This window comes from Mesorhizobium sp. M1312 (genome assembly GCF_040318115.1).
GTDB lineage: Bacteria > Pseudomonadota > Alphaproteobacteria > Rhizobiales > Rhizobiaceae > Mesorhizobium.
The window spans coordinates 45278-68298 of the sequence record NZ_JAMYLQ010000009.1 but is presented as its reverse complement, the minus strand read 5'-3'; the positions used below and the strand labels follow the sequence as shown (position 1 = coordinate 68298).

Sequence of the window (23021 nt, the reverse complement as noted above, 5' to 3'; positions counted from 1 at the left end):
GAGAAACCGGAAGGCAGAAAGCTGCCTTCCGGATCACATTTCGATCAGCGGATCGGCGGAGAGTATTGCAGACCGCCTTTGGTCCACAGCGCGTTGATGCCGCGCGCGATCTTCAGCGGGCTGCCCGACCCGACATTGCGTTCGAACATTTCACCGTAATTGCCAACTGCCTTGACGATGTTGACGACCCAGTCGTTGGAGACGCCGAGATCGGTGCCGATCTTGGTATCGGCCTCCTGGCCGAGCACGCGCTTGATCTCGGGATTGTCCGAGGTCTTCATCTCTTCGACATTGGCCTTGGTGATGCCGAGTTCCTCGGCGCCGAGCAGCGCGAAGTAGGTCCACTTGACGATGTGGTACCATTGGTCGTCGCCCTGGCGCACGGCCGGTCCGAGCGGTTCCTTGGAGATGATCTCGGGCAGCACAACGTGGTCGGCGGGCGAGCCCAGCGTCAGACGAATGCCGTAGAGACCCGACTGGTCGGTGGTGTAGACGTCGCAGCGGCCAGCGTCATAGGCGGCGTTGACCTCTTCCAGCTTTTCGAAGACGACCGGGTTGTACTCCATCTTGTTCGACTTGAAGTAGTCGGCGAGGTTGAGCTCGGTCGTGGTGCCGCTCTGCACGCAGACCGCCGCGCCCGAAAGCTGCAGCGCGGAGTTCACGCCCGGCAGCTTCTTGGCGTTGATCATGAAGCCCTGGCCGTCATAGTAGGTGACGCCGACGAAGTTCAGCCCAAGCGCGGTATCGCGGTTGATGGTCCAGGTGGTGTTGCGCGACAGGAGGTCGATCTCGCCTGACTGCAGCGCGGTGAAGCGTTCCTTGGCGCTGAGCGGCGTGAACTTGACCTTGGTGCCATCGCCGAAAACGGCGGCCGCGACAGCGCGGCAGAAATCCGCATCGATGCCTTGCCAGTCGCCCTTGTCGTCCGGCGCCGAGAAGCCGGCCAGACCGGTCGAGACGCCGCATTGGATGAAGCCCTTGGCCTTGACGTCGTCGAGCGTGGCCGCCGACGCGGCCGAAGCCACCAATCCAAGCGCGGCGGCGCCCAGGATGCCGATTGCAATGTGTTTCATAACCCACAGACCCTTTTCTGTTTTTTTCAGGCGAACCTGACTTTTCCGTGAACGCAGCTTCCGGTTCCGGCCCATTCCCGGAACCCGCATCGCAACCGACGCGCTGCCTCCCATTCACGAACTGCATCGAAGGCGATTATTTCAGTGAGGTCAAGGAAAATGACCGAAACCGAATGAGTTCGAAAACCAATTGCCGCAAATGCCTGAATTGCAGACAAACGCGCCTGGAAATTAGTCAGCGGTGCGAACAAAGCCGGCAAAGCCCGTCAACGCAAATCGCGGCTGCGCCGGCAAACCCTTCGCTCGGATTTACCGCGCATGACTGACTTGTCATGCGATGAATTGGCATATGCAAGTCCGCCGGCTGGCGGATGGCGAACGGTTGCGCGGCCAATGCCGCCGCACTATGGCTAGCGCTTCATCAGAGGCGAAGTGCAATGGCAAAAGACGGCAACGAAATGGGCATCAACACGCGGCTTGCCCACTCGGGCAACAATCCGCACGACTATTTCGGCTTCGTCAATCCGCCGGTCGTGCATGCCTCGACCGTGCTCTATCCCAACGCGGCGACGATGGCGGCACGCAGTCAGAAATACACCTACGGCACGCGCGGCACACCGACCACCGACGCGCTTGCCAGCGCCATCGACGGACTGGAAGGCTCGGCCGGCACGATTGTGGTGCCCTCGGGCCTGGCGGCGGTGACGGTGCCACTGCTCGCCTTCCTGTCGGCGGGCGACCATGTCCTGATCGTCGATTCCGTCTATCACCCGACCCGCAATTTCGCTGACACGATGCTGAAACGACTGGGCGTCGAGGTCGAGTACTACGATCCGCATGTCGGTGCAGGTATAGCGGCACTGATCAAGTCCAACACCAGGGTCGTGTTCACCGAATCGCCGGCCTCCAACACTTTCGAGGTGCAGGACATACCGGCCATCGCCATCGCCGCGCACGCCGCAGGTGCGATCGTCATGATGGACAACACCTGGGCGACGCCGCTCTACTTCCGCCCACTCGATTATGGCGTCGACATCTCGATCCATGCGGCGACGAAATATCCGGCTGGCCATTCCGACGTGCTGCTCGGCACCGTGTCGGCCAACAAGGCCTGCTGGAAACAGCTTTGCGAGACGTTTTACACGATGGGCTGCTGCGCCGGGCCGGACGATGTCTATCAGGTGCTGCGCGGCCTGCGCACCATGGGTGTGCGCCTCGACCACCATCAGCGCAGCGCACTGGCCATCGCCGGCTGGCTGGAGGGCCAGCCGGGCGTGGCGCGCGTGCTGCATCCAGCGCTTGCCAGCCACCCCGATCACGATCTCTGGAAGCGCGACTTCTGCGGCTCAAGCGGCATCTTTTCAATCGTGCTCAAGGGCGGCGGCCAGAAACAGCAGCATGCTTTCCTCGACGTGCTCAGGATATTCGGCCTCGGCTATTCCTGGGGCGGTTATGAGAGCCTTGCTGTGCCGGTCTTCCTCGGCGACCGCGTCGTAGCCAAGGGCCCTTATGACGGCCCGCTCGTACGCCTGCAGATCGGGCTTGAGGATGTCGATGACCTCAAGGCCGACCTTGCGCGCGGTCTCGCCGCGGCGGCGGGTTGAGCTACGGTAGCGAGCTTCCAAAACCGATTCAGAAAACGCGCTCAACCTCTTGAAAAGACTAGCCGGATCACGCTGTGTAGCTGCTCCGGCTGACGGCCCGGACCTCGCCTGATCTACCCGCGTCGCGCAACAATATTTTCCAAATCCGCTATTTCTCGGATTGGTTTGGCTTTCGAATTCAGCAGTCTGGCGTCATTGCAAGGCGTTTCAATGTTCAACACTCCTCGGGGATCAACCCCAGAGTGGGATAAACCCCAGAGCACCCAATGGCCTTTCGTCTTTTTTCTCCCATACTGGCCGGCGCGACACTGCGCGAGCGCATGATCGCCTGTTTCGGTGCGACGATCGGCATTGCGCTGACCGGCGCGATCGGTGGCCTCGTGCTCGGCAGCGGCCCGCATGTGCCGCTGCTCGTGGCGCCGATGGGTGCCTCGGCCGTGCTTTTGTTCGCAGTGCCGGCGAGCCCGTTGGCGCAACCCTGGTCGATCATCGGCGGCAACACCATATCGGCGCTCGTCGGCGTGATTGTGGCGCGTTTCATACATGAGCCCGTCCTTGCGGCGGGCATTGCCGTATCGTTGGCCATCGCCGCGATGTCGTTCACACGCTGCCTGCATCCACCAGGCGGCGCGGCGGCTCTGACGGCGGTGTTCGGCGGCCCGGCCGTCATCGACGCCGGCTTCCTGTTTCCGTTCGTGCCGGTGGCATTGAACTCGATCGTGCTGGTGGCGCTCGGATACGGTTTTCACAAGCTGACGCGACGGACCTACCCGCATGGTGCCACCGCTGCGTCAAAGAACAGCCACGGCACCATCGATCCACCGGCGCAGGAGCGTATCGGTTTCCGGCCCGAGGACATCGATGCTGCGCTCGGCGCTTTGGAGGAGACGTTCGATATCGACCGCAACGATCTCGAACGGCTACTGCGGCAGGTGGAGTTACAGGCGATGGTGCGCACGCACCGGACCTTGCTGTGCGAGGATATCATGTCGCGCGACGTGATTGCCGTGGACGAGCATGCTGATGCCGACGAGGCGCGTCATCTGCTGCTCGATCACAATATCCGGACGCTGCCGGTCGTCGACACGGAGGCCAAGCTTATCGGCGCCGTCGGGCTGCGCGAACTGGCGCGGGCGGCGCAAGCGGTGAAAAGCGTGACAAAGGCCGTGGCGACTGCCTCGGCGAGCGCGCCGGCCATGGGCCTCCTGCCGGTGCTTACCGACGGCCGCAGCCACGCCGTCGTCATCGTAGACGACAACCAGCACATCCTCGGCCTCATTACGCAGACCGATCTGCTGGCCGCAACGGCACGCGCGCAAGCTGGCGACAAGGCGTTGGCGGAAGCGGTAGCGTAAGCGGTGCCGGCCGCCGGGAAAAATGTTCGGGAACCTTTTCCCGGTTAGGCCGTCCAATGTTTCGATCGGAGGATTTGCTTCCGGTCATGAGATTGGCTCGCGATGAGGAAACCGGCCATGTCTGCGACTGTCATGCCCGCCGCATCTGGCGAGATGCAGCTTGTCGGCCGTGCGCTGGCGCGCGAGGGCGGAGCCTTCCACACGATTATCAAAATGCACAACCAGCGACTCTATCGTATCGCCCGCAGCGTCGTCCGCAACGACAGCGAGGCTGAAGACATCGTGCAGGAGGCCTATGTCAGGGCCTTTGCCCAGCTCGGGGATTTTCGCGGCGAATCCTCTCTCGCCACATGGCTGTCGCGCATCGTCATCAACGAGGCGCTTGGGCGTTTGCGCAAAAGGCGGCGAACGGTAGCGATGCCGCAAAATCTACAAGCCGAAATCATCAAGTTCCCCCTCAATCCCAGCGACGATCCGGAGCGGATGATGGCGCAACGGCAGATCCTCGAGCTTGTCGAACGGGCGACCGATCGCCTTCCCGATGTATACCGGACAGTATTCGTGGCGCGGGTGATCGAGGGTCTCAGCATAGACGAGACCGCAGAATTGCTTGATGTGCGGCCCGAAACCGTCAAGACCCGGCTGCACCGCGCCCGCGCCCTCGTGCGCAAGGCGCTAGCCGATCAGATCGGCCCGGTGCTGCTCGATGCCTTCCCCTTCGCCGGCCGCCGGTGTGAACGGCTGACCGCCGCGGTGATGCAGCGGCTTGGCTTTACAGACTGATTTTCCCGAATTCCCGGGAACGTTTGCCCCCTTCCGGCATCCAATCATCGTCAACTGAAAATGCCCGGAGCCAACCGCATCCGGCGAAGGAGAACGTCATGTTTATTCGATCGACCACCGCACTGGCAGCGCTTTTCCTGCTCAGCGCAGCGACGTTGGCGCAAGCCTCCGACAAGCCGAGCGATCCGCAGATCGCCCACATCGCCTACACAGCCGGCGTGCTTGACGTCGAGGCGGCCATGCAAGCACTGAAGAAATCGAAGAACAAGGAGATTCTCGATTTCGCCAACGACATGGTGCGAGACCATGAAGCCGTGAACAAACAAGCGCTTGACCTGGTCAAGAAGCTCAACGTGACGCCAGAGGACAACGCCACCAGCAAGGCGCTGACCAAGGCGGCGGCCGAGGAACGGGCGAAGCTCGCCAAGCTCGACGGCACCGCGTTCGACAAGGCCTATGTCGACAACGAGGTCGCCTATCACAAGCAGGTCAACGGCGCGCTCGAAACCCTGCTGATCCCCTCGGCCGAGAATGCCGAACTGAAGAGCCTGCTGGAGACCGGCCTGAAGCTATTCCAGGGCCATGAACAGCATGCCGAACATGTCGCCGGCATGCTGAAATGAGAACAGCACCGACGGTGTCGAAACGGCATCTGTGGATTGCAATGGCGCTGACTATTGCTGCCGCACCAGCCAAGGCCGAAACGATTGAGGTGACGATCGAGAAGCTTGTATTTTCGCCCGAAAGCATTGAGGCGAAGGTCGGCGATACGATAGAGTGGATCAACAAGGACGTGTTCGCCCACACGGCGACCGTAAAAGGCGGCTGGGAGGTGATGATCCCGCCGAAGACATCGGCAAGCCTGACGCTGAAGAGGGCAGGTTCGTTCGACTATTTCTGCCGCTTCCACCCCAACATGAAAGGGCAAATGACGGTGACGTCGCCCTAGCCAAGCCAGCAAAGACCGCCCTGCACGCGCAGGGCGGTCGGGCGGCGTCAAGCCGCCTGGTAGCGGGGGCGCCGGCTCGCCGGTCTGCGTCGCGGCGAACAGGGTGGCGCGGGCGGCGTCGTAGATTTCCCACAGCGCGACGGTCAGGTCGAGGTCCGCCAGGATGCCCATAATCGGCGAACGAAACATGCTGTGCTGACGCCACTCGGAAAAGCGCGATACCAGCAGGCATATGTCGTGTGGGTCGAGGCCAACCGGCCCGTCGAGGCGATTTTGGGGGCGGCCGCGGCCGAAAAGCTGAGGAGCCTCGCCGACGATGTCGCCTCGCAGGACTTTCTCGACGCCTATGTTTCGAAGCCGGCGGGCAGCACCGAATCGTCGGAGCGTTAGAGCGCCGCGTATCCTTTGGGACGCGCCACGGACGGTCTGGTCCAGTCTTTCTACGACCAGCGACTGCCGCTCGAATGCAGGCGGACGACAATCTGTGCTAAAGTAACCCTATGAAAGCATGGCTGGAAGCGGCAAAGAGCCGGGCGCGTGACATCAAGCTCGATGTAGTCGCCCTGTGGTTCGCCGCACGCGATCCTCGGGTGCCCTGGTCCGCGAAACTCGTGGCGGGGATGGTGGCCGCCTATGCGCTTTCCCCAATCGACCTGATCCCGGATTTCATTCCGGTGCTCGGTTATCTCGACGACCTGATCATAGTGCCGCTCGGCGTAATCCTGGCCATAAGGCTTATTCCGCCGTCGCTGATGGACGAGTTTCGAGCGCAGGCTGCCGCGCTCGAAACACGCCCGCAAAGCAGGACGGGAATGTTCTTTATCGTGGCGCTCTGGCTGGCTTTGGCAGCTTTGCTGATCTGGGCTTTCTGGCCCACCCACGCCAAATAGTCCGATCAGGCTTTCTCCATGATCGAACGCCTTGAATACCTCCGGAACTACCGACGTCTGTTCAGTTGTTTGACGCCGGCTCCAGCGGGGTGACAATCCACTTGCGCTTCACTCGCCAGTAGCAACGCGCGTCCATGAACCTGAATAGCTCGGCTTGCGGCGTGCGATCCAGCATGGAGCCCTTCGCGCAGATCGGCGGTCGGCGCCATGCGGGCGAACTGTTCGGCCTCAACCAGCAATCCTTCCGCGATGGACTGGTTGAGGCCGCGCGTCACTGCGGTAAGGATACTGGCGACGGCCAGTTGTGAGTGCTGGGAAATACGCTGCGCGAGATCCAGTGCAACCGGTATCAGGTCGTCGTGTGGAACCACTTGGTTGACGAGGCCGAGTTCGAGTGCGCGTTGCGGCGAGAACGCCTCGCCGGTCAGCAGCAATTCGAGCGCCCGCTTTCGTCCAGCGAGCCTCGGTAGGCGCTGCGTGCCGCCGAAGGTCGGGGGCATGGCGAGAATGATTTCGGGCTTGGCGAATGAGGCACGCTCGCTGGCGACGGCAAGTGGCACGGCCTCGGTGATTTCGCAGCCTCCGCCAAAGGCAAGGCCGTTGACGGCGGCGATGACGGGTTTGCGGAACGCTTCCAGCCGCGCCGTCAATCGCTGCCCGCGCATGACGAAATCGCGCAAGGCGACATCGGCGCCAAGCGCCACGCTTGCTGAGAATTCGTGAATGTCGCCGCCCGCCGAGAACGCCCGCTCGCCTGCGCCGGTGAGGATGACTGCCCTGATGGAGCCATCGATCTCGACGGCGTCGAGGATGGCCAGCAGGCGGTCGATCAAGGCGTAGTTCAGCGCGTTGAGTTTTTCAGGGCGATTGAGGTCAGCACGGCAACTCCGTCGCGAACCTCGCCTAGGACAAGTTCGGTCATTTGGCTTCCTTTCCCGTATACGGTGGCAGGAAAGGATCAGGCTTTCGATTGTTTGTATATTCACTAGTCGGTATACCTACTCTATGACGCAAGCGCCCAGCCCTACCCGCAAACGCATTGTCGACGCCGCGACGAAGCTCTTTTATTCCGAGGGATTGGCCGCGTCAGCGTCGATGCCGTCGCCGAAAAGGCAGGCCTCACCAAGCGCACGCTTTACTATCATTTCAAGAGCAAGGACGAGCTGATCGCTGCCTATCTCGATGGCCGCGACCAGCCGAACCTGAAGCAGATGGCGGGCTGGTTCGACGCCGCCGAAGGGGGTCCCGATCGCAAGGTCGAAGCGATCTTCACCAATCTGGCACGCGTGGCACGCCATCCCAGGTGGAAGGGATGCGGTTTCCTGCGAACGGCCGCGGAACTCGCCGCCATACCCGGGCACCCGGCGATCAAGGTCGGGTCGCGACACAAGGCGAATTTCGAAAAATGGCTGGCCGGCGAAATGTCAGGCCGCGGCATCTTGGAGCCGCAGACCCTGGCGCGCGAAATCGTCCTCCTCATGGACGGCGCCTTCTCGATCATGCTGATCCACCGCAACCCCGACTATATCGAGGCGGCGGGGCATGCCGCCTCGACGCTTGTTCGGGCGAGATCCCAAAACAGCGTATGATGACCGGCTCGCAGTGCTGCCGCAATGATCCGTGTCGCCTAAAACCCGAGCGCCAGCCACGCCGTCCCGGCCAGCAGCGTAACCAGCGTCAGCGGCAGGCCGACCTTGAAAAAGGCGGCGAACGACAGTGGTGTGCCGGAGACCCGCGCGTACTCGGCGACGATCAGATTGGCGACTGAACCGAGCAGCGTGAAATTGCCGGCCAGCGTCGAGCTCATGGCGACGACCAGCCAGGCGCGCTCGGGGTCCTCCAGGCCTGGTATGAACGGCCGCAGCGCCAGCACGGCCGGAACGTTGCTCATGATGTTGGACAGCACTGCGGTGAAGCCGGACAGCCGCCAGACGTCGTTCAGCCCGAGGTTTTTTGCCGAGGCGACGATGTCGGGGCTGAGCAGCGTTTTCTCGGCGCCGGCGACGACGATGAACAAGCCGGCAAACATGAACAGCAGCGGCCCGTCAATCTCGCGGTAGATGCGCGCCGGCTTGATGGCGCGGGTCACGAGAAGAATGGCGCCGCCGATGAGCGCCGCCTTCGCAACCGGAACGCCGGCAAAGAAGGCGATCGCCAGTCCGATGCAGACGACCACGGCCTTGAGCACCTGTCCCGGCAGCATGCGGCCGCGATAGACCTCGGGGCTGAGCTCGGCCTTGCGCGCGAATTCGGCGCGATAGACGATCCGTACGATGACGATGACGGCGCCGAGGCCGAACAGCGCGACCGGCGCCAGGGCTGTCGAGAAGGCCGGATAGGATATCCCCGACAGCGCGCCGATGACCATATTCTGCGGGTTGCCGGTGATGGTGGCGACGCTGCCGCAATTCGACGCCGTGGCCGTAGCGATCAGATAGGGGACAGGGTTGCGGTTGATGACGCGGGTGACGTGGACGACGATCGGCGCCATGACCAGGCAGATCGCGTCATTGACCAGGAACGCTGACAGAACGCCGGTCAGCAGCGTCACCATCACCAGCAGCATGAACGGCGCCTGCGCGTGCTCGATGGCGACGGCGCCGAGCGCGCGAAAAGCGCCCGACACTTTCAGATGCGCCACGACGATCATCATGCCGAGCAGCAGCGTAATGGTGTCGAAATTGATGGCACGGTAGGCATCCTCCAGGCCGAGCGCGCCGATGGCGATCATCGCCGCACCGCCGAGCAGCGCGATGCCTGCCCGGTCGAGGCGAGCCGGCGCAAGCTGTGATTCCTGCCGCCATACTCACCCGAACTCAATCCGATCGAGCGAGCCTTTTGGCAACATCAAAGATTGATGTGACGCGCGCGCCGTCGAACCATTGGCGCACATCGGCCAACAGACAATCACACGGGCAGAATATCTCGTAAAACGCCGGGTAGGGTTCCGTCAAAAGATGAAAGGTTTGGAAGACGCCCAAGCTCATCGAAATCGTGGGCTTTATCATGCCCTGAACACTCGGCTGACGCGGGGAACAAGCAGCCGATTGCGGAGTTGGAACGGCGGTAGAGGTTTGCCGGTATGAGACCCACTCCCGTGCTGCAGTACATTTATGGGATAATTGCTCGCGACGTTTTTCTCGTGCTTGCGCGTGACACTCTTTGCGCGGCGTGGCCGCAATGACGAAGCGCGATCGTAACGCCACTTCACCACGGGAAGACAAGAAGGACGGCATAGGGCGAGCACTTGGACTCGGCCTTATCACCGGCGCCGCCGACGACGATTGCTCGGCGATCGGTACCTATGCAAGTGCCGGCGCGCGCTTTGGCCCGGACCTGCTTTGGACCGCTCCTGTAACGCTGCCGATGATGTACACGGTCGTGTATCTCTCGTCGAAGCTCGGACAGGTGTCGGGCCGCGGCCTCTTTCATGCGATCAAGGACTTCTACCCACGGTGGCTGCTCTGGGCTGTTCTTGTGGGCGTGCTGATCGGCAACACGATCGAAGCAGCCGCCGATCTCGGCGGCATGGCTGCATCCATCAACATCTTCCTTCCTGTTCCGATCCCCCTCATTGTGATCGTCGTCGCAGCCGCGATCTTTGCTCTCCAGCTTTGGGGCTCTTACACGCTCATACGAAACATCTTCCGCTGGCTCGCACTGGCCCTGCTTGCCTATGTCGGCTCAGCCATCATGGCGAAGCCGGATGCGGCCGCGGTGCTGTGGGGCACCCTTGTTCCGAAGATCGAGTTCAGCCGCGAGTTCCTGTCCATCCTGGTGGCCATCATCGGCACCACCCTTTCAGCGTACCTCTACACCTGGCAGTCGAATGAGGAGGTGGAGGAAGAGATTGCCGAGGGGAGAACGACGCTGAAGGAGCGCAAGGGTGCCACGGACGGTGAACTGCGCCGCTCCCGCCGCGATATCCTGATCGGCATGATCTTTTCCAATCTCATCATGTACTTCATTATCCTGTCGACAGGGTCTACGCTGTATGAAGCCGGCGAGCACGACGTAGAGACCGCCGCTCAAGCAGCCGAAGCTCTCAAGCCGCTCGCTGGTGCAGCCGCTGGCGTGCTGTTCGCTGCCGGCGTGATCGGGGTCGGGTTCCTTGCCGTTCCGGTCATGACAACAGGTGCGGCATACGATCTGGCGCAGGCAGTTGGATGGAAGCACAGTCTTCATGCCAAGCCGCGTGAGGCGCCAAAGTTCTACATCGCGATCGGCGCCTTTACGCTGATTGCTGTCGGCCTGAATTTCCTGGGTTTCAACCCGATGAAGGCGCTCGTCTGGTCCGGGATCGTGCAGGGCTTTTCCACGCCGCCACTGCTTCTTCTTATCATGCTAATGACGAACAACCCGCGCATCATGGGAGACAAGGTCAACAGCCGAACAACCAACGCTCTGGGATGGGCTACTACGATCGCAATCTTTTCCGCCTCTTTAGGGCTGGTAGCGACCTGGTTTATCTAGGTCACCATGACGCTCGCGCAATACCCCGGCAATTCGAGCTCACTTTCGATGAAGGATTTGGTCTGCACATTTGCCGTATCTACCGCGCCCGCGGCGAGGGAGTGGCCAAGTGCGCGTGCTTCTTGAAGATACCAATCTTGTCGGGATAGGTAATCCGGATCTCGCGTCCGCATCCCTCGCACCTGTAGTGGGAAACGACCTGAAACCAGCTGCCATTCCTGATGACGGTGAAGTTGCATTGTGGGCATTGGAAAGTCAGACCAACAGAGAATAGGCTGGGAGAGAGGGACATTGCAGCACTTCGCTTTCTGAAGAGCTTAAAGGCGGTTTGGCTAGTCCAGCGTCTCAATGACGAAGGATGCGGCAATCAAATCATCGGCATCGATTCTGCCCTTCCCGTCCTCCATGACGGCTGCGACCTTTCGAAATATCTTCAATTCACTCTCGGTAATCCGGGCGCCGCGCATCCTCTCATTGAGGTCGGCCACGCGCATTAGCAGCGCCTGGGACGCTCCAATCTCACGGTTCGACATGGTGATCACATTCCTCTCTTGCTGGCCTCCCGCCGCACCTTTCGGCACGGCGGGCTGTCCTCCCAGTCGCATTCGTCATTCAATAATTTTGATGATCTTGCGTGTGCCCGGGTCAACCACAACGGTCCTGTTGTCGACGACCACGGTGCGGTATTTGGTGTTGGGGACTTCATGGAGCTCGACCGTCTCGGGCAGGGTTGAGCCGATATTGAGCTCCACTCCAGGGATTTTCACCGAGGCGAGCGGCTGCTTCTTCACATATTCCCTGATAACCGTCTCCTGCTCAGGCTCGATGATCACGTCCTGAGCGGCAGCGGCACCGATACCTGCCAGCAGCAGAAATCCCGCGGCGAAAGTTGAAAGATGCATTCTCATAATGGTCTCCTTGCGTGAGTTCTGTTGCGCTGAACGGCAGCGTCTTCGCGCCAGCGTCACCCAACCTCAGGCGGCCGCAATCGTTCCTTGATTGGCCTTCGGTCTACTCAAATTAGGACCTAAGTCTGACGTTTGCTGTCGCAAAGGACGACGACGGGGTGCAGCCCGGAACCGCGACCGTCGGCACTCGTTTCTCGCCATGTGCTCACAGGAGAGAGACCATGGAGAATAGTATCCGCCAAGCTCGCTGGTTACTCGCTCCGGTGTTCGCCGTATCGATCACGTTCCTGGCGATAGCAATCATCGTTAGCTAAAGGCACCCGATTTGAGATCCGCGCAGCTAAGTCCGTTCCTGCGCTGATAAGCGATCACCCGCCATTCCTCGATGTGGCGGGTGGTCCGCAGGCGGCGCGGGTGGCACTGATTGCCAGTGGGCGAGCACATGTTGGTAGCTGACTTTAGGTTTTGGGCCGGGAAACGTTGTTGTCGAGAATCGCCAACGCACCGAACAGAACGACAAAACCGGCGATTCCCACCCAGCCGATGATCTGACGAGTCCGGTCCTGCGCCTCGGGCATTTGCAGCGCCTCGACCTTTGGCCACATCACGTTGATGTAGCCGTCCGGCTCAGCGATCAGGCCTTTGTCTTCCGTGTCGATTTCGAGCATAACCCCCTGGATCGGACCGTCCGTCATCACCATGATGTGGGCAGGAGCTGCTCGTGCAATGACTTCGCCGTTGCGGCTGACCTCTGCCCACCCCCAAAGGGCGATTTCTGGCCGGACCTTCGGCAGTTTCCCGGTGCCGATGCCGGTGTTGCCGTGCATCTCGTGCTCGTACACTGCGCCGGACCAAGTCGTATAGCTTCCGAGCGGGTGCCTCGGCATCGGCTTGTCGATCTTGACAGTATACTTGGCTTCGCCGGCGCTGAATTCGGCCGAGACCCGCGTCATCGGTGTTCTGGACGTGCGACCAGCGGTTTCCCATCTCCACGGTTTCGATTGCAATGGTGCCGTTCATCGGCACTGTGCTGTTCATGGCGAACGGATCCGCGCCGGTTACCCGTAGGCCTTCTCCTGAGGCACGTGCGGTCGCAACCAAGCCATCAGTGCCCCTCGTTTGAGCGCTCGCCGGATCGGCAGGAACACCCAGCAGGCCTACTAACATGGCGATCCCGGCAACGCCGATCATGCGCCGCTTGTTCATCAGCCAAACGCCAATCCACCAGCCGATCAGCGCCGAAACGAAACCGCCGGGAAACGACAGCCACCAGAGATCCCTGTAGCCGGAATAGTACGGCTGATCGAATGGCAGGCCGCGCGGCCCGAGATACATGCTGTAGGTGGTCCAGACGAGGGCGAGCATGAGCGCGCCGACGCCCCAGCCCACCGGGCCGGCGCCGGCATAGGCCGTCCAGACACAGACGAAAACGAAGGTGATCAGAAGGTGCTGGACGAAGAACGTGATGCCGGGAAAATCGCGGAGCAGAACCAACTGGGTCAGAATACGGTCCAATGCCACTATGATGAGGGCGGTGACCAGCCCGTAAACGACGAACCGCCATGTCTCCCCGCGCTCAGCCTCAAGGACAGGATGGTTGCGCCGCCACAGCCACAGCGCCATCAGGTATCCACCGAATATCGCCAGGAAGTGCACCGGCACGCCGGTGATCCATAGGTGATTGAAATCGAGCCACTCGGGTTCCTGCGGCAGCCCGACGGGCGCCAGCCACTGATAGTAGACTTCCAGAATGAGCGTGTGGACCGCAGTCAGGACCAGCCCGGGCACGATGCCGATGCCGAGAAAGGCCGTGCCGAACAGAAACACCGTGGTGATCAGGAAGGTCTTGGTGATCCAGTATGTCCAGTAGGGATCATTCTCCCAGAGCAGGCCGTGGGCGATGGAGGCATCTACGAAGATGGCCGAAAGGCAACAAGAATGCTGAACTTGATTGTGTCTTTTGCGAGCAGAAACATAACGCACTCCCGCATTGCGCGATATCAACGTGTTGACCTAAGGTAAGTTCCTTTGACTGGTGCACGCCTCACCGGCATCCGAGCGGACGACGTTCAGCCGTGCCCCTCCGCGTCGATCGCCTCGCTTGCCGGTCCGCTCAGGTGCTTTTGAACGTTTGGAAAATTTTGGCAAAGCGCAACAGTCTTCGGCGGCGTCCGGCGCGTGCCGGAACGCCGAACAGGAAGCGAAACACAATCCTAGTCATCCGTGCTGATGCGGGCGGCGAGTCTTCGCGATAACTACAAGCCTCTTATGCCGCGCGTTTTAACTCATCGGCGCACTTTACAGCCTCTCGCCGGACATGATCCGCAAGCAACGGATGAATGATGCTCTTGATCTCACCCGTTTCTATCCCCTTCACAGCCGCCGTCTTGAAATCGATGATCTCCTGCACTGCTTGCTCAACGGGCTCCTTTGCGGTCGGCGGACTGTCATGCAGTTTGTCGAACGCATCGCTCGTCTCCATGGCTTTCTTGATGAGCGCGGCTTCTTCGGGGTCGAGCAGGTGCGCGACAAAGTCCGCGTGCTCGCCCATGATGCGCGTCCAGAACTTCACCGCTTCGCCACGTTCGATCTCGACATTGCCGCCCGAGAGCTGTTCCAGCCGTTTGCCGAACCGTTCAGCCTCGCGCGCGGTGTGATCGAAGAACAGAGGCCATACGAGACTCTTGAGTTGGCCGGATTCCTGGGCTTTTCGCATCTCATGTTTGAAGTCCACGAAAGGCTTCACCATCTCAACAGTAGATTCGTTGAAAGCGAGGTAATTATCTTCGCTCACGCCCCCGTCGCGGACCTTTTCGAACTGCGCTTTGAATTGCGCTTGGAATTTCTCGACGCGGCTGCGTTGCGCCGCGAGCTCCGGTCCCGGCATCAGCATCGCGAAAAATGCAGCGTGCTCCGCCAGGATATCGGTCCAGAACATATTTTCTGCGAGGGAATGCGCAACCGGGTCTTTCGCGCCTTCTTCAGGCAAGAAGACCTGCTTCAACCCCCCGTCCTTCTTCATGACACCGGGCAAATCGTGACCGAAGACGTCGAAAACCGGCGCGACGAGTGCCGTACCCACCAGCAATGCGCCGCCCCCAAGCACGATGCGGCGGCGAGAGACACGAAAACTGCCTTGCGTTTCCATAGGAGTTCTCCCAAAGGCCCGCCGGCATCAACCATTTGGCGCCTATTGCGGGCCAATTCTGCCCAACCGCCGAAATGGCGAAATGTTCCTGGCGACAAAGAGCGCTGCGTTTGCGGCCGCATCCGATTGATCCAAAAGGAAAAGGTCAGGGGCGAGGCGCAACTCGCGACCGCGCGTGCCATGATACGCTGGCCGGCTGTTCTAGGTGCTGATAATCGGCCGCGGCGAGAGCTCTTAAAGCTTCGGTCCTAGATCACGGCGCAAGAGACGCGCTTCTCTCAGGACCGAAGCACGATCAAGCCCGATCAGCGATGCAATGTCGCGTATCTGCTGCTCAGTGGCACCGGATTCCCGCGCAAGTGAGCGTACAAAGTCGTCTGTCGGGCGGGCCCCGCCCTGCTTCCTCTGCCATCGGACAATGCCTTACGTTTGGGGGCAGGAGTCCGATGGTCGCTCCCAAGCGTCAGCGCCCATTGTGCGTGGCTGGCGATCTCATATTGTACCGACGTGCATAGATTTTAGCCCACTGGAAGCGTCTTCGCAGCCGTGGATGCCCTAGCCATCGAACTCGCCAAAGCTACGAGCACGGAATCGTCCGCAGGTTTCTCGACAAAAGTCCCGGCCTTGAAGGCCTCACCTCGGCCCTCGATGTCCGTAGCACTATAAATTACAAAAGGGATGTTACGGGCCACGAGTTCTTCGGCAACCGAAGAGCTGATGCAGTCGCGCAAGAGCACGTCCAGGATAACGACGTCGGGCTCGACAAGAGCCAAAATTTGTCTTGCACGAGCGCAACTTGGCTCTGAGGCCACCGCAAAGCCAGCCTCTCTGAGTGACGCCTCGATATCGATGACGATCATCGGCTCGTCCTCAAAGATGAGCGCCAGAGGCTTTCTCATATCCTCCTCCTTTGATGGGCAGGAGCACGGTGTGCGCTGACATCCCGACAACGGCGCCCGGATAATTCATAATCCTGTCAAATCAGAGTCCATACCCAATTTTTAACGAGCGAAAACAATCACGTCGCACTAGTCTTCCCAAAGCCTTGGGAAGCGAGGCGTGCCGAAGATTGCCTCGCTGCGCAAGTGCTTCACGCGGGCCTTGATCGGGAGGGGACACCGATCTCGCAGCTTGGTTCACAGGAGATGCGGCAGAAGCCGAACGCCCTCCCGAGCCGGGTGTTCCATACGGAAGTTAAAAAGCCCGCCGCGCCTTTCGGCACGGCGGGAGATCAGTCGTTCACTAGGCACAGGGTGGGCGGGGTGGGTGTGCCCGGATCGAAGGAAATCCTACGCGCGCCGGCTGCGACGCGTCTACCAACCGGCGGTTGGCCCGGTTGCTTGTTTGACAGACACGCGCCTATGATGGCTGCTTAAAGCGCCGATCGAGCCTTTTGCCGAGCGGCTCGCTGTGCGGTGCGGGAGGGACGCTATGGCCCGGCAGGAGCAGTGGCAGCTGGAAGGCAGCGCCGCGGAACTCTACCAGCGCTACCTGGTCCCGGCAATCACAACCCTGTGGGCTGCCGACCTGTTGGTTCGCGCTGCGCCTCTATCTGATGAGCGGGTTCTGGACGTAGCTTGCGGCACCGGTGTGGTGGCACGCTCGGCCGCCGAGCGTATGGGAAGTGGGCAGGTCGTCGGCCTCGACATCAATACGGGCATGCTTGCCGTCGCTCGATCGCTCCCGAGCGGCACTGGACCGCGTATCGAGTGGTACGAGGGAAGCGCGCTCGAAATGCCGTTCCCTGACTCCACCTTCGATCTGGTTCTTTGCCAGCTCGGACTGCAGTTTTTTCCGGACCGATCGAGTTCGCTACGTGAGATGTTGCGGGTTCTGGTGCCTGACGGCCGGCTGGCCTTAAGCGTTTTCAGCGCTATTGAGCGCACTCCTGCGGCGAAGGCGCTGGCGGATGCCCTGGACCGGCATCTCGGTCCAGGCGCTTCGGCAACGAAACGGTCCGAGCATTCACTCGCCGATGTGGACGAGCTTTACCGATTGGTGGCCGGGGCGGGATTTCGTCAGGTGACCATCGACACAACGACCCAGAACATCCGATTTCCCTCGTCGAAGGAATATGTGCGACTACAGCTGGCAGCGACTCCGCAGGCTGGGCTGGTCAGCGGAATAGATGCCGGACAGCGGGACGCAGTCATCGCAGCGATCATCGGTGATGTAAGTTCCTCGCTGGCTATCTATTCAACTGGAGGGCAGCTGATGTTCCCGCAAGAGGCTCATGTCGTGCTCGCACGCAAATAGCGCAGCTGACTCTGCGGCATCCGGTGTTGAACAGCGCCCACGCAAAGTGAGGCTAATTAAGGAGCGTAGCAAACCCTCCTCAGTAGCCGCAGCTTCGAAGGCCTTCCTTACGTCGTCGGCTTGCCCTCGCCATCATGGACGGCCATGCAGGCCTCGACCGCCTTCTTCCACTCAGGCCCCGCTTGGTCCACTTCATGAGTTCCGCGGCGGCACCTTCGACGCTGTTGCAGCCGTAGGTGAGCCCAGGTCGGTCGGTCTCGATGTTGACCGGAGGGTGAAACCAATTGAGAGCCATGACACCTCCTACTCGGGCGAGAGATACATCTCCGCCTCCTTAGCGGCAGCCACGAAAGCCTTGCGGACGACATGAGGGTCAATCGGATCGCCCTCCAGCGCTGACAGGCAAAGCGTCCACGCCTTGTGCCAGCGAGGTCCTCTCTGGGTCCAACTCTTGAGCTGCTCAAGGGCTGCCCTCGCATTGTTACAGCCATGCCTGCCGCCGTCCGTTTCAGTCTTCACGAACACCGGAGGGACGAACCAAAGCGTTGTCATTGAGGGACAACTAGAGTGGGTCGGAATGTTTGGTAGAAATTTCTGAGCGAGCCGATCGGAGAGGGGCTGGCGCGGGCACAGTTATCCCGGAGACCTAACCGAAGTGGCGCAATACTCCTTCCTCCTCGGCAGCAGCCAGGAATGCCTTACGGGCCTCCTCAGCTTCCATCTTGTCGGCAATCGCGGCAATGCACACGCGCAGCGCGAGGTTCCACTTGGGGCCACGCTTAGTGCAGTTCAGGAGTTCCTCAACTGCTGCCTCAGCAGTGTCGACGCTGCGCGTCTGATCGGGAGGCTCAGTTCTCACGCTGACCGAGGGGCTGAATAAATGCGGCACGTTGCTGGGAACTAGGGCAGCCGCGGTCTCCTCAGCCCATTCTTGCTCTCGCCGCTCAAGCTCCTCCTGAAGCTCCACCGCTAAGGCAGCTAGCTTCGGCGGCAAAGGTCGGTCGTTCTCCAGACCTAGCTGCTTGCGCAACTTCCGACGATTATCTTCCGAACTGATCAATTCTCGGAAGGAACGATTATCCCTATCTCGGGTAGCCATAACGGTTTGCCTTAGCTTTTTACGCAACTCATTTGGTTGCTGAAGGGTTCCCCGAAGCGCCCGGATAAGTTGTCACAGCATTATTCGTTAAGGTCGAAGGCTACTGCGCGTCCAAACGCCGGAGCGGTCGCTACAATAAGGTCGAGCAGGGCCGTGTCACTGATTGCGAGTTGAGGGCCATGTTTGCGAACCGCAGCTATAACGGCCTTGACGGAGACTGCGCCACCGTGCGGGACCTTCTGGATGGCCTCGTGCACAAGCTCCACGGCCATACGTTCGCGGTCCGTCCCAATGTCCACCTGAGGCCTCCCCTGGACATAACCCAAGCACCCATTTGTTGGCACGCCGCTCGTAAAAATCAACAACCAATTTCGTACAATGGGGCCGCGAACAACTATAGAGGGGCGAGGACAACTGACGCGCGAAATTGACGGCTACTACTCACCCGCATCGGAAGCCACGGACAGGCCTAAGGCGATAGCTGCCTCTATAATAGCCTCCACTAGCTCGTCGTTGGATGCGACCAGATCAGGCGCAGCGTGCCGGATATGGTTCAATGTCGCTTCGACCGAAACGGTGTCCCCACGGTCAGCGCGGTTGAGAATTGCGGCGATTGCGTGCTCTTCAATTGGACCAACCCTATGCACACTCATCCGACTCTCCGAACAGATCTCGCGGCATTTCTGCACAAGAGATGCCGGAAGGAGCGAACTTCCCCTCCAACCAACTGTTCCATCCGGAAACAAAAAAACCCGCCGCACAGGAGAGCGACGGGTCGATCAAGCGATCACCGAGCGCGGGGTTGGACGGGGGTGGGTGCGCCCGGTGCGCGGATCGTGAAAAATCATATGCGGCCGGTTGCGTCGCGTCTACCAACCGGCAGTTGGCACTTTTCGGCACGGTGGGCTTATGGTGGCGTTTTGCCCCTAAGGAGAGTAGGGTTTCCCGGTCGCCCATACCTTCCGGCAATTGAGCGCTTGAGAGCGAGCAACGTGCTTTCGCCTAACGAGGGAGAAGCACGATGCAACATCTATATTCCAGCCTCGTCACGCACTATGAGAAGGCGCTGTCCTTTCAAGACAGAGTTGTCGAGCATGAGCGCCGGTGCGGACTTATCCTCCCGGAAAGCGAAGCCCTGCTAGAGATTCTGGCCGAGAATTTGGCCGAAGCCCGCCGCTCCCTCGATCGCGTGACGCACAGTCATCACTAGCTCACCGCCCCAGCGGCAGTTTGGAAACCGAGACAAGTTCGTCCTCATCCGTGATACCAGCCAAGTAGTTGGCAAGGATTCGGGATGCAAGCGCCTCACGTCGCTGTTCGGATTGCCCCTCGATCTTGAGCCGGTCGAACACGCGGCCAAGCAGGGCGACATCGGACGGATTGAAGACGCCAGCTTCTTTAGCTTTCCGATAAATCGGCATGTGACCCTCCGGATGGACTTGCGGAGCTAATCCGACTTCGCAACTTGCGCAAAGCAAAAAAGCCCGCCGCACCTTTCGGCACGGCGGGCAATCAGTCGTTCACCAGGCACAGGGTGGGCGGGGGTGGGTGTGCCCGGATCGTAGGAAATCCTACGCGCGCCGGCTGCGTCGCGTCTACCAACCGGCGGTTGGAAGGGTCAACTCGGTTAGCTTGCTTTACCCGGCCTACCGCCCCAGCGCTTGTTTCGAAGCCGACAGAAGTTCTTCCTCGTCCACCACTCCCGCCATGTAATTGGCAATAATTCGGGACGCGAGCGACTCGCGCTGTTGTTCCGATTGGCCGTCAATCTTCAAACGATTGAACACGCGGCCAAGTAGCGCCAGCTCGGACGGGTTGAAAACACCCGAATCCTCTGCTCTTCCACGAAGCGGCATGACAAACCCCCTTCGCCCAGAGATTTTGTTCGTGCAGCATTATTATACACCAAAAAACCGCACCCCGTTGCAGAATCGCAGACGCGAGATGCGCCCTCGCGGAAGATCTGCGAGCGGGCGAGCACGACCTCACATCAGATCTTCAGCAACCCCGTCGAATTGCTTGAGGCCTTCGCTTGGAGGCTTCTGCTTAAGAAGTCCCTGTTCAGTTGCAGCCGCCTCCAAAGCGGCGAACGCAGCTTGGTGACTGCAATGTCCGGCCAGGCATTCCTCGATCATTCGGATTGCTTCAAGTCGGGACGGCTTGTCCATGGATGGCCATGGTTGCTCAAGCGCTTTCGCAGCGTCCGCTATCGACGCGACCACCATCGGCCTGTGATTCAGGTAGATTGTAATCGGGATGAACGCCGTCATTTTTGTCGCTCCGCAGGATTGAAGGCGGTTAAACGCAAAGACATGGCGGTGGTTGCATCATCGTGAATTCAGAGCGCCGCTGCCCGACGCCATCGAGGCTGAACACGCCTTGCTCGGTGCCAACGCGCAGGGCTGCTCGTCCGACGAGCCTTGATCGTTTCGTTCCCGAAGAAGCCCGCGCCCACGGAGGGGAAGGACGCGGGCTGATCGGAGGGACAATCCGATCTCGCAGCATTCCTATGTGCGCAACGAAATATTGCTGCAGGAGGCGAACGTCTTGCGCGTGCCAGTGTTCCATACGGAAACAAAAGCCCGCCGCACCTAAAGTGCGACGGGGCGATCAAGCGGTTACCGAGCGCGGGGTGGGTCGGGATTTGCCCGGTTCGCGAATCGTGAAAAATGATAGGCTGCCGGCTGCGTCGCGTCTCCAACCGGCAGTTGGAACGACCCCGCCTAGTTATCGAGGTGCAGGTCGCGACGGCGGCTCGGTTAAAACTCTCAACGAGCGAGGTAGGTCGGTCGGTCTCAATGTTGATCGGAGGGTGAAACCAAGGCCGTGAGGGGAAACTAGAGCAGCTATGGGGTTTCGTCCCGACTGGCCTTACCGATCGCCTCAAGCAATGAAACGAGGGTTGGCGGCAGTTCTGCTTCGACGTTCAGCCCAAACAGCTTATTTATGTGACGACGATTGTCTTCGGTAACGATCAACTCCCGAACGGCCTCGGCAAGGGACTTGTGCACAGCCCTGTCACGCTTTGCCATCACAGTCACTTAAATGAGACACTATGGGAGGAACTTAGGGCAGCCGGTGGTTGTCGCCAGCCAACACTTGCTCTCGCCGCTCAAGCTCCTCCTGAAGCTTCATCGCTAATGCGACAAGCCTCGGTGGCAGAGTTTGATCCCCTTCCAGACTTAATCGTTTGCGTAGCTTCCGGCGATTGTCTTCCGAACCGATCAACTCTCGAAAGCCACGGTCCCTATCTCGGGTTGCCATAATGGTCCGCCTAGTTTCAGACGCAACTCTTTGGTGGCTAAACGGTTCCATGAGGAGGTCAAAACGTTGCTGGAAACTTCGAGCTCCCAAAGAGTGTCACAGCATTATTCGTGGAGGTCGAAGGCTATTGCGCGTCCGTGTGCGGGAGTGCCACATTTGGGGAAAGATCAACAAGTGATTTCGAGGAATGAGAGGGCCACCAATATCTGGTAGAAAGGCGAGGATAACTAGCTCGCTCGTCGTTGGATGCTGCCAAATTAGGCGCAGCCTGCCGAATTTGGTTCGCTCTGATCGAGACAGTGTCCGTGGTACGCCGTGTCAGGACCGCGGTAATCGCCTGATCTACAACTGGATCAGGCACGCGCGAAGCCCCCCGCGACCCCTCGGGTTCCCGCAACGCGCCTCGATCCCAATGAGGCCGAAAGTGTTACCCATGTCTCCGGTATAAACCGTAACCTATGTGTCCAGAATGGACCCTGAAAATGCTGGCGATCCCGACAGGATTCGAACCTGTGACCATCGGCTTAGAAGGCCGGTGCTCTATCCAGCTGAGCTACGGGACCGCTGGGCCGACGCCAAGGGCCGGCCGAATTATGCGCTGGGCGCCCGGCATTTGCCGGTCAATGCGTCCAGGGCGTCCTGCGGTCATAGCGGAAATTCTCCGCATAGGAAATCTGGCGGCGCTTGGATTCCTTCGGCTCCTCGACACGGAAGGCCAGGCCCTCTTTCTCGGCATAGGCCACCGCCTCTTCCCGGGTGTCGAAGGTGAGCCTGATCTGACTCCGCATGTCACCCGACGTGGTGTAGCCCATCAGCGGATCGATTTTCTTGCGCATCTCGGGATCGAATTCCAGCACCCAGTGGCCGGTCTTGGCCTTGCCGGACTGCATCGCGGTTTTGGCTGGGCTGAAAATGCGCGCTGACATGAACACCTCGTTGCTACGTGCAAGCGGCACCGCCGCTGTATTCCCGTCATTACTGCGCAATGCCGCCGACGGCAAGGCCGGTGCCTGCCGTACCCTTCGACACGGCGATGACCGCGCGACGGTTCAAGGCAAAAAACCATCCCCTCAATCGGCTTGAGCAGTTTGCTACAACGCAGAAAATAAGAAGGAGCGGCCGCCGCTGTGGACATTCGCCGGCCTGACCTTGCTCCCCGGCGGGACCGCGGTTCTCGGCATGCGGCTCGGCAGCCTGGCGTATGCGCCGCAAGGGTCGG

The 23021-nt window shown here is 60.3% G+C and carries 25 protein-coding genes, 1 tRNA gene and 3 pseudogenes; 12 read left to right on the top strand and 17 right to left on the bottom strand.

The window, feature by feature from the left end; all coding sequences use genetic code 11:
- Positions 1-44 precede the first annotated feature (44 nt).
- Positions 45-1073, bottom strand: a complete 1029-nt coding sequence (locus tag NKH36_RS13075; RefSeq protein ID WP_352962454.1) for an amino acid ABC transporter substrate-binding protein — start codon at positions 1071-1073, stop codon at positions 45-47.
- A 437-nt stretch (positions 1074-1510) separates the two neighbouring features.
- On the opposite strand from NKH36_RS13075, the gene NKH36_RS13070 reads away from it, so the two are divergent.
- The 7 genes from NKH36_RS13070 to NKH36_RS13040 all read left to right on the top strand — a co-directional run bounded on the left by NKH36_RS13070 (position 1511) and on the right by NKH36_RS13040 (position 6654).
- Positions 1511-2677 (top strand): cystathionine beta-lyase, encoded by a 1167-nt coding sequence (locus NKH36_RS13070; protein WP_352962451.1) that lies wholly within the window; start codon positions 1511-1513, stop codon positions 2675-2677.
- Between the two features lie 266 nt (positions 2678-2943).
- Positions 2944-4032 carry an HPP family protein gene (locus tag NKH36_RS13065; protein ID WP_352962448.1) on the top strand — a complete coding sequence of 363 codons (1089 nt, stop codon included), beginning with the start codon at positions 2944-2946 and terminating at the stop codon, positions 4030-4032.
- A gap of 117 nt (positions 4033-4149) precedes the next feature.
- Positions 4150-4815, top strand: a complete 666-nt coding sequence (locus NKH36_RS13060) for an RNA polymerase sigma factor (RefSeq protein ID WP_352962445.1) — start codon at positions 4150-4152, stop codon at positions 4813-4815.
- Positions 4816-4913: 98 nt separating this feature from the next.
- Positions 4914-5438, top strand: coding sequence for a DUF4142 domain-containing protein (locus tag NKH36_RS13055; protein WP_352962443.1), 525 nt, complete (start codon positions 4914-4916; stop codon positions 5436-5438).
- Positions 5435-5764: a cupredoxin domain-containing protein gene (locus NKH36_RS13050; protein WP_352962440.1), complete on the top strand. Its 330-nt coding sequence runs from the start codon at positions 5435-5437 to the stop codon at positions 5762-5764. Before NKH36_RS13055 ends, NKH36_RS13050 begins: the two co-directional genes overlap by 4 nt.
- A gap of 192 nt (positions 5765-5956) precedes the next feature.
- Positions 5957-6154: a hypothetical protein gene (locus NKH36_RS13045; protein ID WP_352962437.1), complete on the top strand. Its 198-nt coding sequence runs from the start codon at positions 5957-5959 to the stop codon at positions 6152-6154.
- A 110-nt stretch (positions 6155-6264) separates the two neighbouring features.
- The gene (locus NKH36_RS13040) at positions 6265-6654 is read left to right on the top strand and encodes a YkvA family protein (protein WP_352962434.1); all 390 of its coding nucleotides are present in this window, start codon (positions 6265-6267) and stop codon (positions 6652-6654) included.
- A gap of 108 nt (positions 6655-6762) precedes the next feature.
- Here the strand turns inward: NKH36_RS13040 and NKH36_RS13035 are convergent.
- Positions 6763-7576 (bottom strand): annotated as a pseudogene (locus NKH36_RS13035) (crotonase/enoyl-CoA hydratase family protein).
- A gap of 83 nt (positions 7577-7659) precedes the next feature.
- Here NKH36_RS13035 and NKH36_RS13030 point away from each other — a divergent pair.
- Positions 7660-8243, top strand: a pseudogene (locus NKH36_RS13030) (TetR/AcrR family transcriptional regulator).
- A 38-nt stretch (positions 8244-8281) separates the two neighbouring features.
- Here NKH36_RS13030 and NKH36_RS13025 read toward each other — a convergent pair.
- Positions 8282-9427: pseudogene (locus NKH36_RS13025) on the bottom strand (anion transporter); the annotation flags it as partial.
- Between the two features lie 407 nt (positions 9428-9834).
- On the opposite strand from NKH36_RS13025, the gene NKH36_RS13020 reads away from it, so the two are divergent.
- Together NKH36_RS13020 and NKH36_RS13015 are read left to right on the top strand one after the other, a co-directional pair.
- The gene (locus tag NKH36_RS13020; RefSeq protein WP_352962431.1) at positions 9835-11127 is read left to right on the top strand and encodes an Nramp family divalent metal transporter; all 1293 of its coding nucleotides are present in this window, start codon (positions 9835-9837) and stop codon (positions 11125-11127) included.
- 109 nt (positions 11128-11236) lie between these two features.
- The gene (locus NKH36_RS13015) at positions 11237-11401 is read left to right on the top strand and encodes a hypothetical protein (RefSeq protein WP_352962428.1); all 165 of its coding nucleotides are present in this window, start codon (positions 11237-11239) and stop codon (positions 11399-11401) included.
- Positions 11402-11459: 58 nt separating this feature from the next.
- Here NKH36_RS13015 and NKH36_RS13010 read toward each other — a convergent pair whose 3' ends face one another.
- From NKH36_RS13010 to NKH36_RS12985, 6 genes are all read right to left on the bottom strand, one after another.
- On the bottom strand, positions 11460-11660 hold the full coding sequence (locus NKH36_RS13010) for a hypothetical protein (protein WP_352962644.1): 201 nt from the start codon (positions 11658-11660) through the stop codon (positions 11460-11462).
- Between the two features lie 75 nt (positions 11661-11735).
- Positions 11736-12035 (bottom strand): DUF1236 domain-containing protein, encoded by a 300-nt coding sequence (locus tag NKH36_RS13005; protein WP_287260821.1) that lies wholly within the window; start codon positions 12033-12035, stop codon positions 11736-11738.
- 458 nt (positions 12036-12493) lie between these two features.
- Positions 12494-12703 (bottom strand): hypothetical protein, encoded by a 210-nt coding sequence (locus tag NKH36_RS13000; RefSeq protein ID WP_352962426.1) that lies wholly within the window; start codon positions 12701-12703, stop codon positions 12494-12496.
- Complete coding sequence (locus NKH36_RS12995) at positions 12663-14039, bottom strand: MFS transporter (protein ID WP_352962424.1); 1377 nt, start codon at positions 14037-14039, stop codon at positions 12663-12665. Before NKH36_RS12995 ends, NKH36_RS13000 begins: the two co-directional genes overlap by 41 nt.
- Positions 14040-14301: 262 nt before the next feature.
- Positions 14302-15183 carry a DUF2935 domain-containing protein gene (locus NKH36_RS12990; RefSeq protein WP_352962421.1) on the bottom strand — a complete coding sequence of 294 codons (882 nt, stop codon included), beginning with the start codon at positions 15181-15183 and terminating at the stop codon, positions 14302-14304.
- A gap of 518 nt (positions 15184-15701) precedes the next feature.
- Positions 15702-16082: a response regulator gene (locus NKH36_RS12985; RefSeq protein WP_352962418.1), complete on the bottom strand. Its 381-nt coding sequence runs from the start codon at positions 16080-16082 to the stop codon at positions 15702-15704.
- 532 nt (positions 16083-16614) lie between these two features.
- Here NKH36_RS12985 and NKH36_RS12980 point away from each other — a divergent pair.
- Positions 16615-17439: a class I SAM-dependent methyltransferase gene (locus NKH36_RS12980; RefSeq protein WP_352962415.1), complete on the top strand. Its 825-nt coding sequence runs from the start codon at positions 16615-16617 to the stop codon at positions 17437-17439.
- A gap of 303 nt (positions 17440-17742) precedes the next feature.
- Here NKH36_RS12980 and NKH36_RS12975 read toward each other — a convergent pair whose 3' ends face one another.
- Entirely contained in the window at positions 17743-17991 is a 249-nt protein-coding gene (locus NKH36_RS12975; protein WP_352962412.1) for a DUF982 domain-containing protein, read from the bottom strand.
- Between the two features lie 94 nt (positions 17992-18085).
- Complete coding sequence (locus tag NKH36_RS12970) at positions 18086-18538, bottom strand: DUF982 domain-containing protein (protein WP_352962409.1); 453 nt, start codon at positions 18536-18538, stop codon at positions 18086-18088.
- A 1021-nt stretch (positions 18539-19559) separates the two neighbouring features.
- Here NKH36_RS12970 and NKH36_RS12965 point away from each other — a divergent pair.
- Positions 19560-19748 carry a hypothetical protein gene (locus tag NKH36_RS12965; RefSeq protein ID WP_352951705.1) on the top strand — a complete coding sequence of 63 codons (189 nt, stop codon included), beginning with the start codon at positions 19560-19562 and terminating at the stop codon, positions 19746-19748.
- Position 19749: 1 nt separating this feature from the next.
- Here NKH36_RS12965 and NKH36_RS12960 read toward each other — a convergent pair whose 3' ends face one another.
- From NKH36_RS12960 to NKH36_RS12935, 6 genes are all read right to left on the bottom strand, one after another.
- The gene (locus NKH36_RS12960; protein WP_077379297.1) at positions 19750-19959 is read right to left on the bottom strand and encodes a hypothetical protein; all 210 of its coding nucleotides are present in this window, start codon (positions 19957-19959) and stop codon (positions 19750-19752) included.
- Between the two features lie 225 nt (positions 19960-20184).
- A complete protein-coding gene (locus tag NKH36_RS12955) occupies positions 20185-20394 on the bottom strand; it encodes a hypothetical protein (protein ID WP_352962406.1) in 210 nt (69 codons plus the stop codon).
- Positions 20395-20523: 129 nt separating this feature from the next.
- On the bottom strand, positions 20524-20808 hold the full coding sequence (locus NKH36_RS12950; RefSeq protein WP_352962403.1) for a DUF982 domain-containing protein: 285 nt from the start codon (positions 20806-20808) through the stop codon (positions 20524-20526).
- A 576-nt stretch (positions 20809-21384) separates the two neighbouring features.
- A complete protein-coding gene (locus NKH36_RS12945; protein ID WP_352962400.1) occupies positions 21385-21570 on the bottom strand; it encodes a hypothetical protein in 186 nt (61 codons plus the stop codon).
- 718 nt (positions 21571-22288) lie between these two features.
- Positions 22289-22365 (bottom strand) — tRNA-Arg (locus NKH36_RS12940).
- A gap of 57 nt (positions 22366-22422) precedes the next feature.
- On the bottom strand, positions 22423-22728 hold the full coding sequence (locus NKH36_RS12935; RefSeq protein ID WP_127320127.1) for an ETC complex I subunit: 306 nt from the start codon (positions 22726-22728) through the stop codon (positions 22423-22425).
- Positions 22729-23021: the final 293 nt, after the last annotated feature.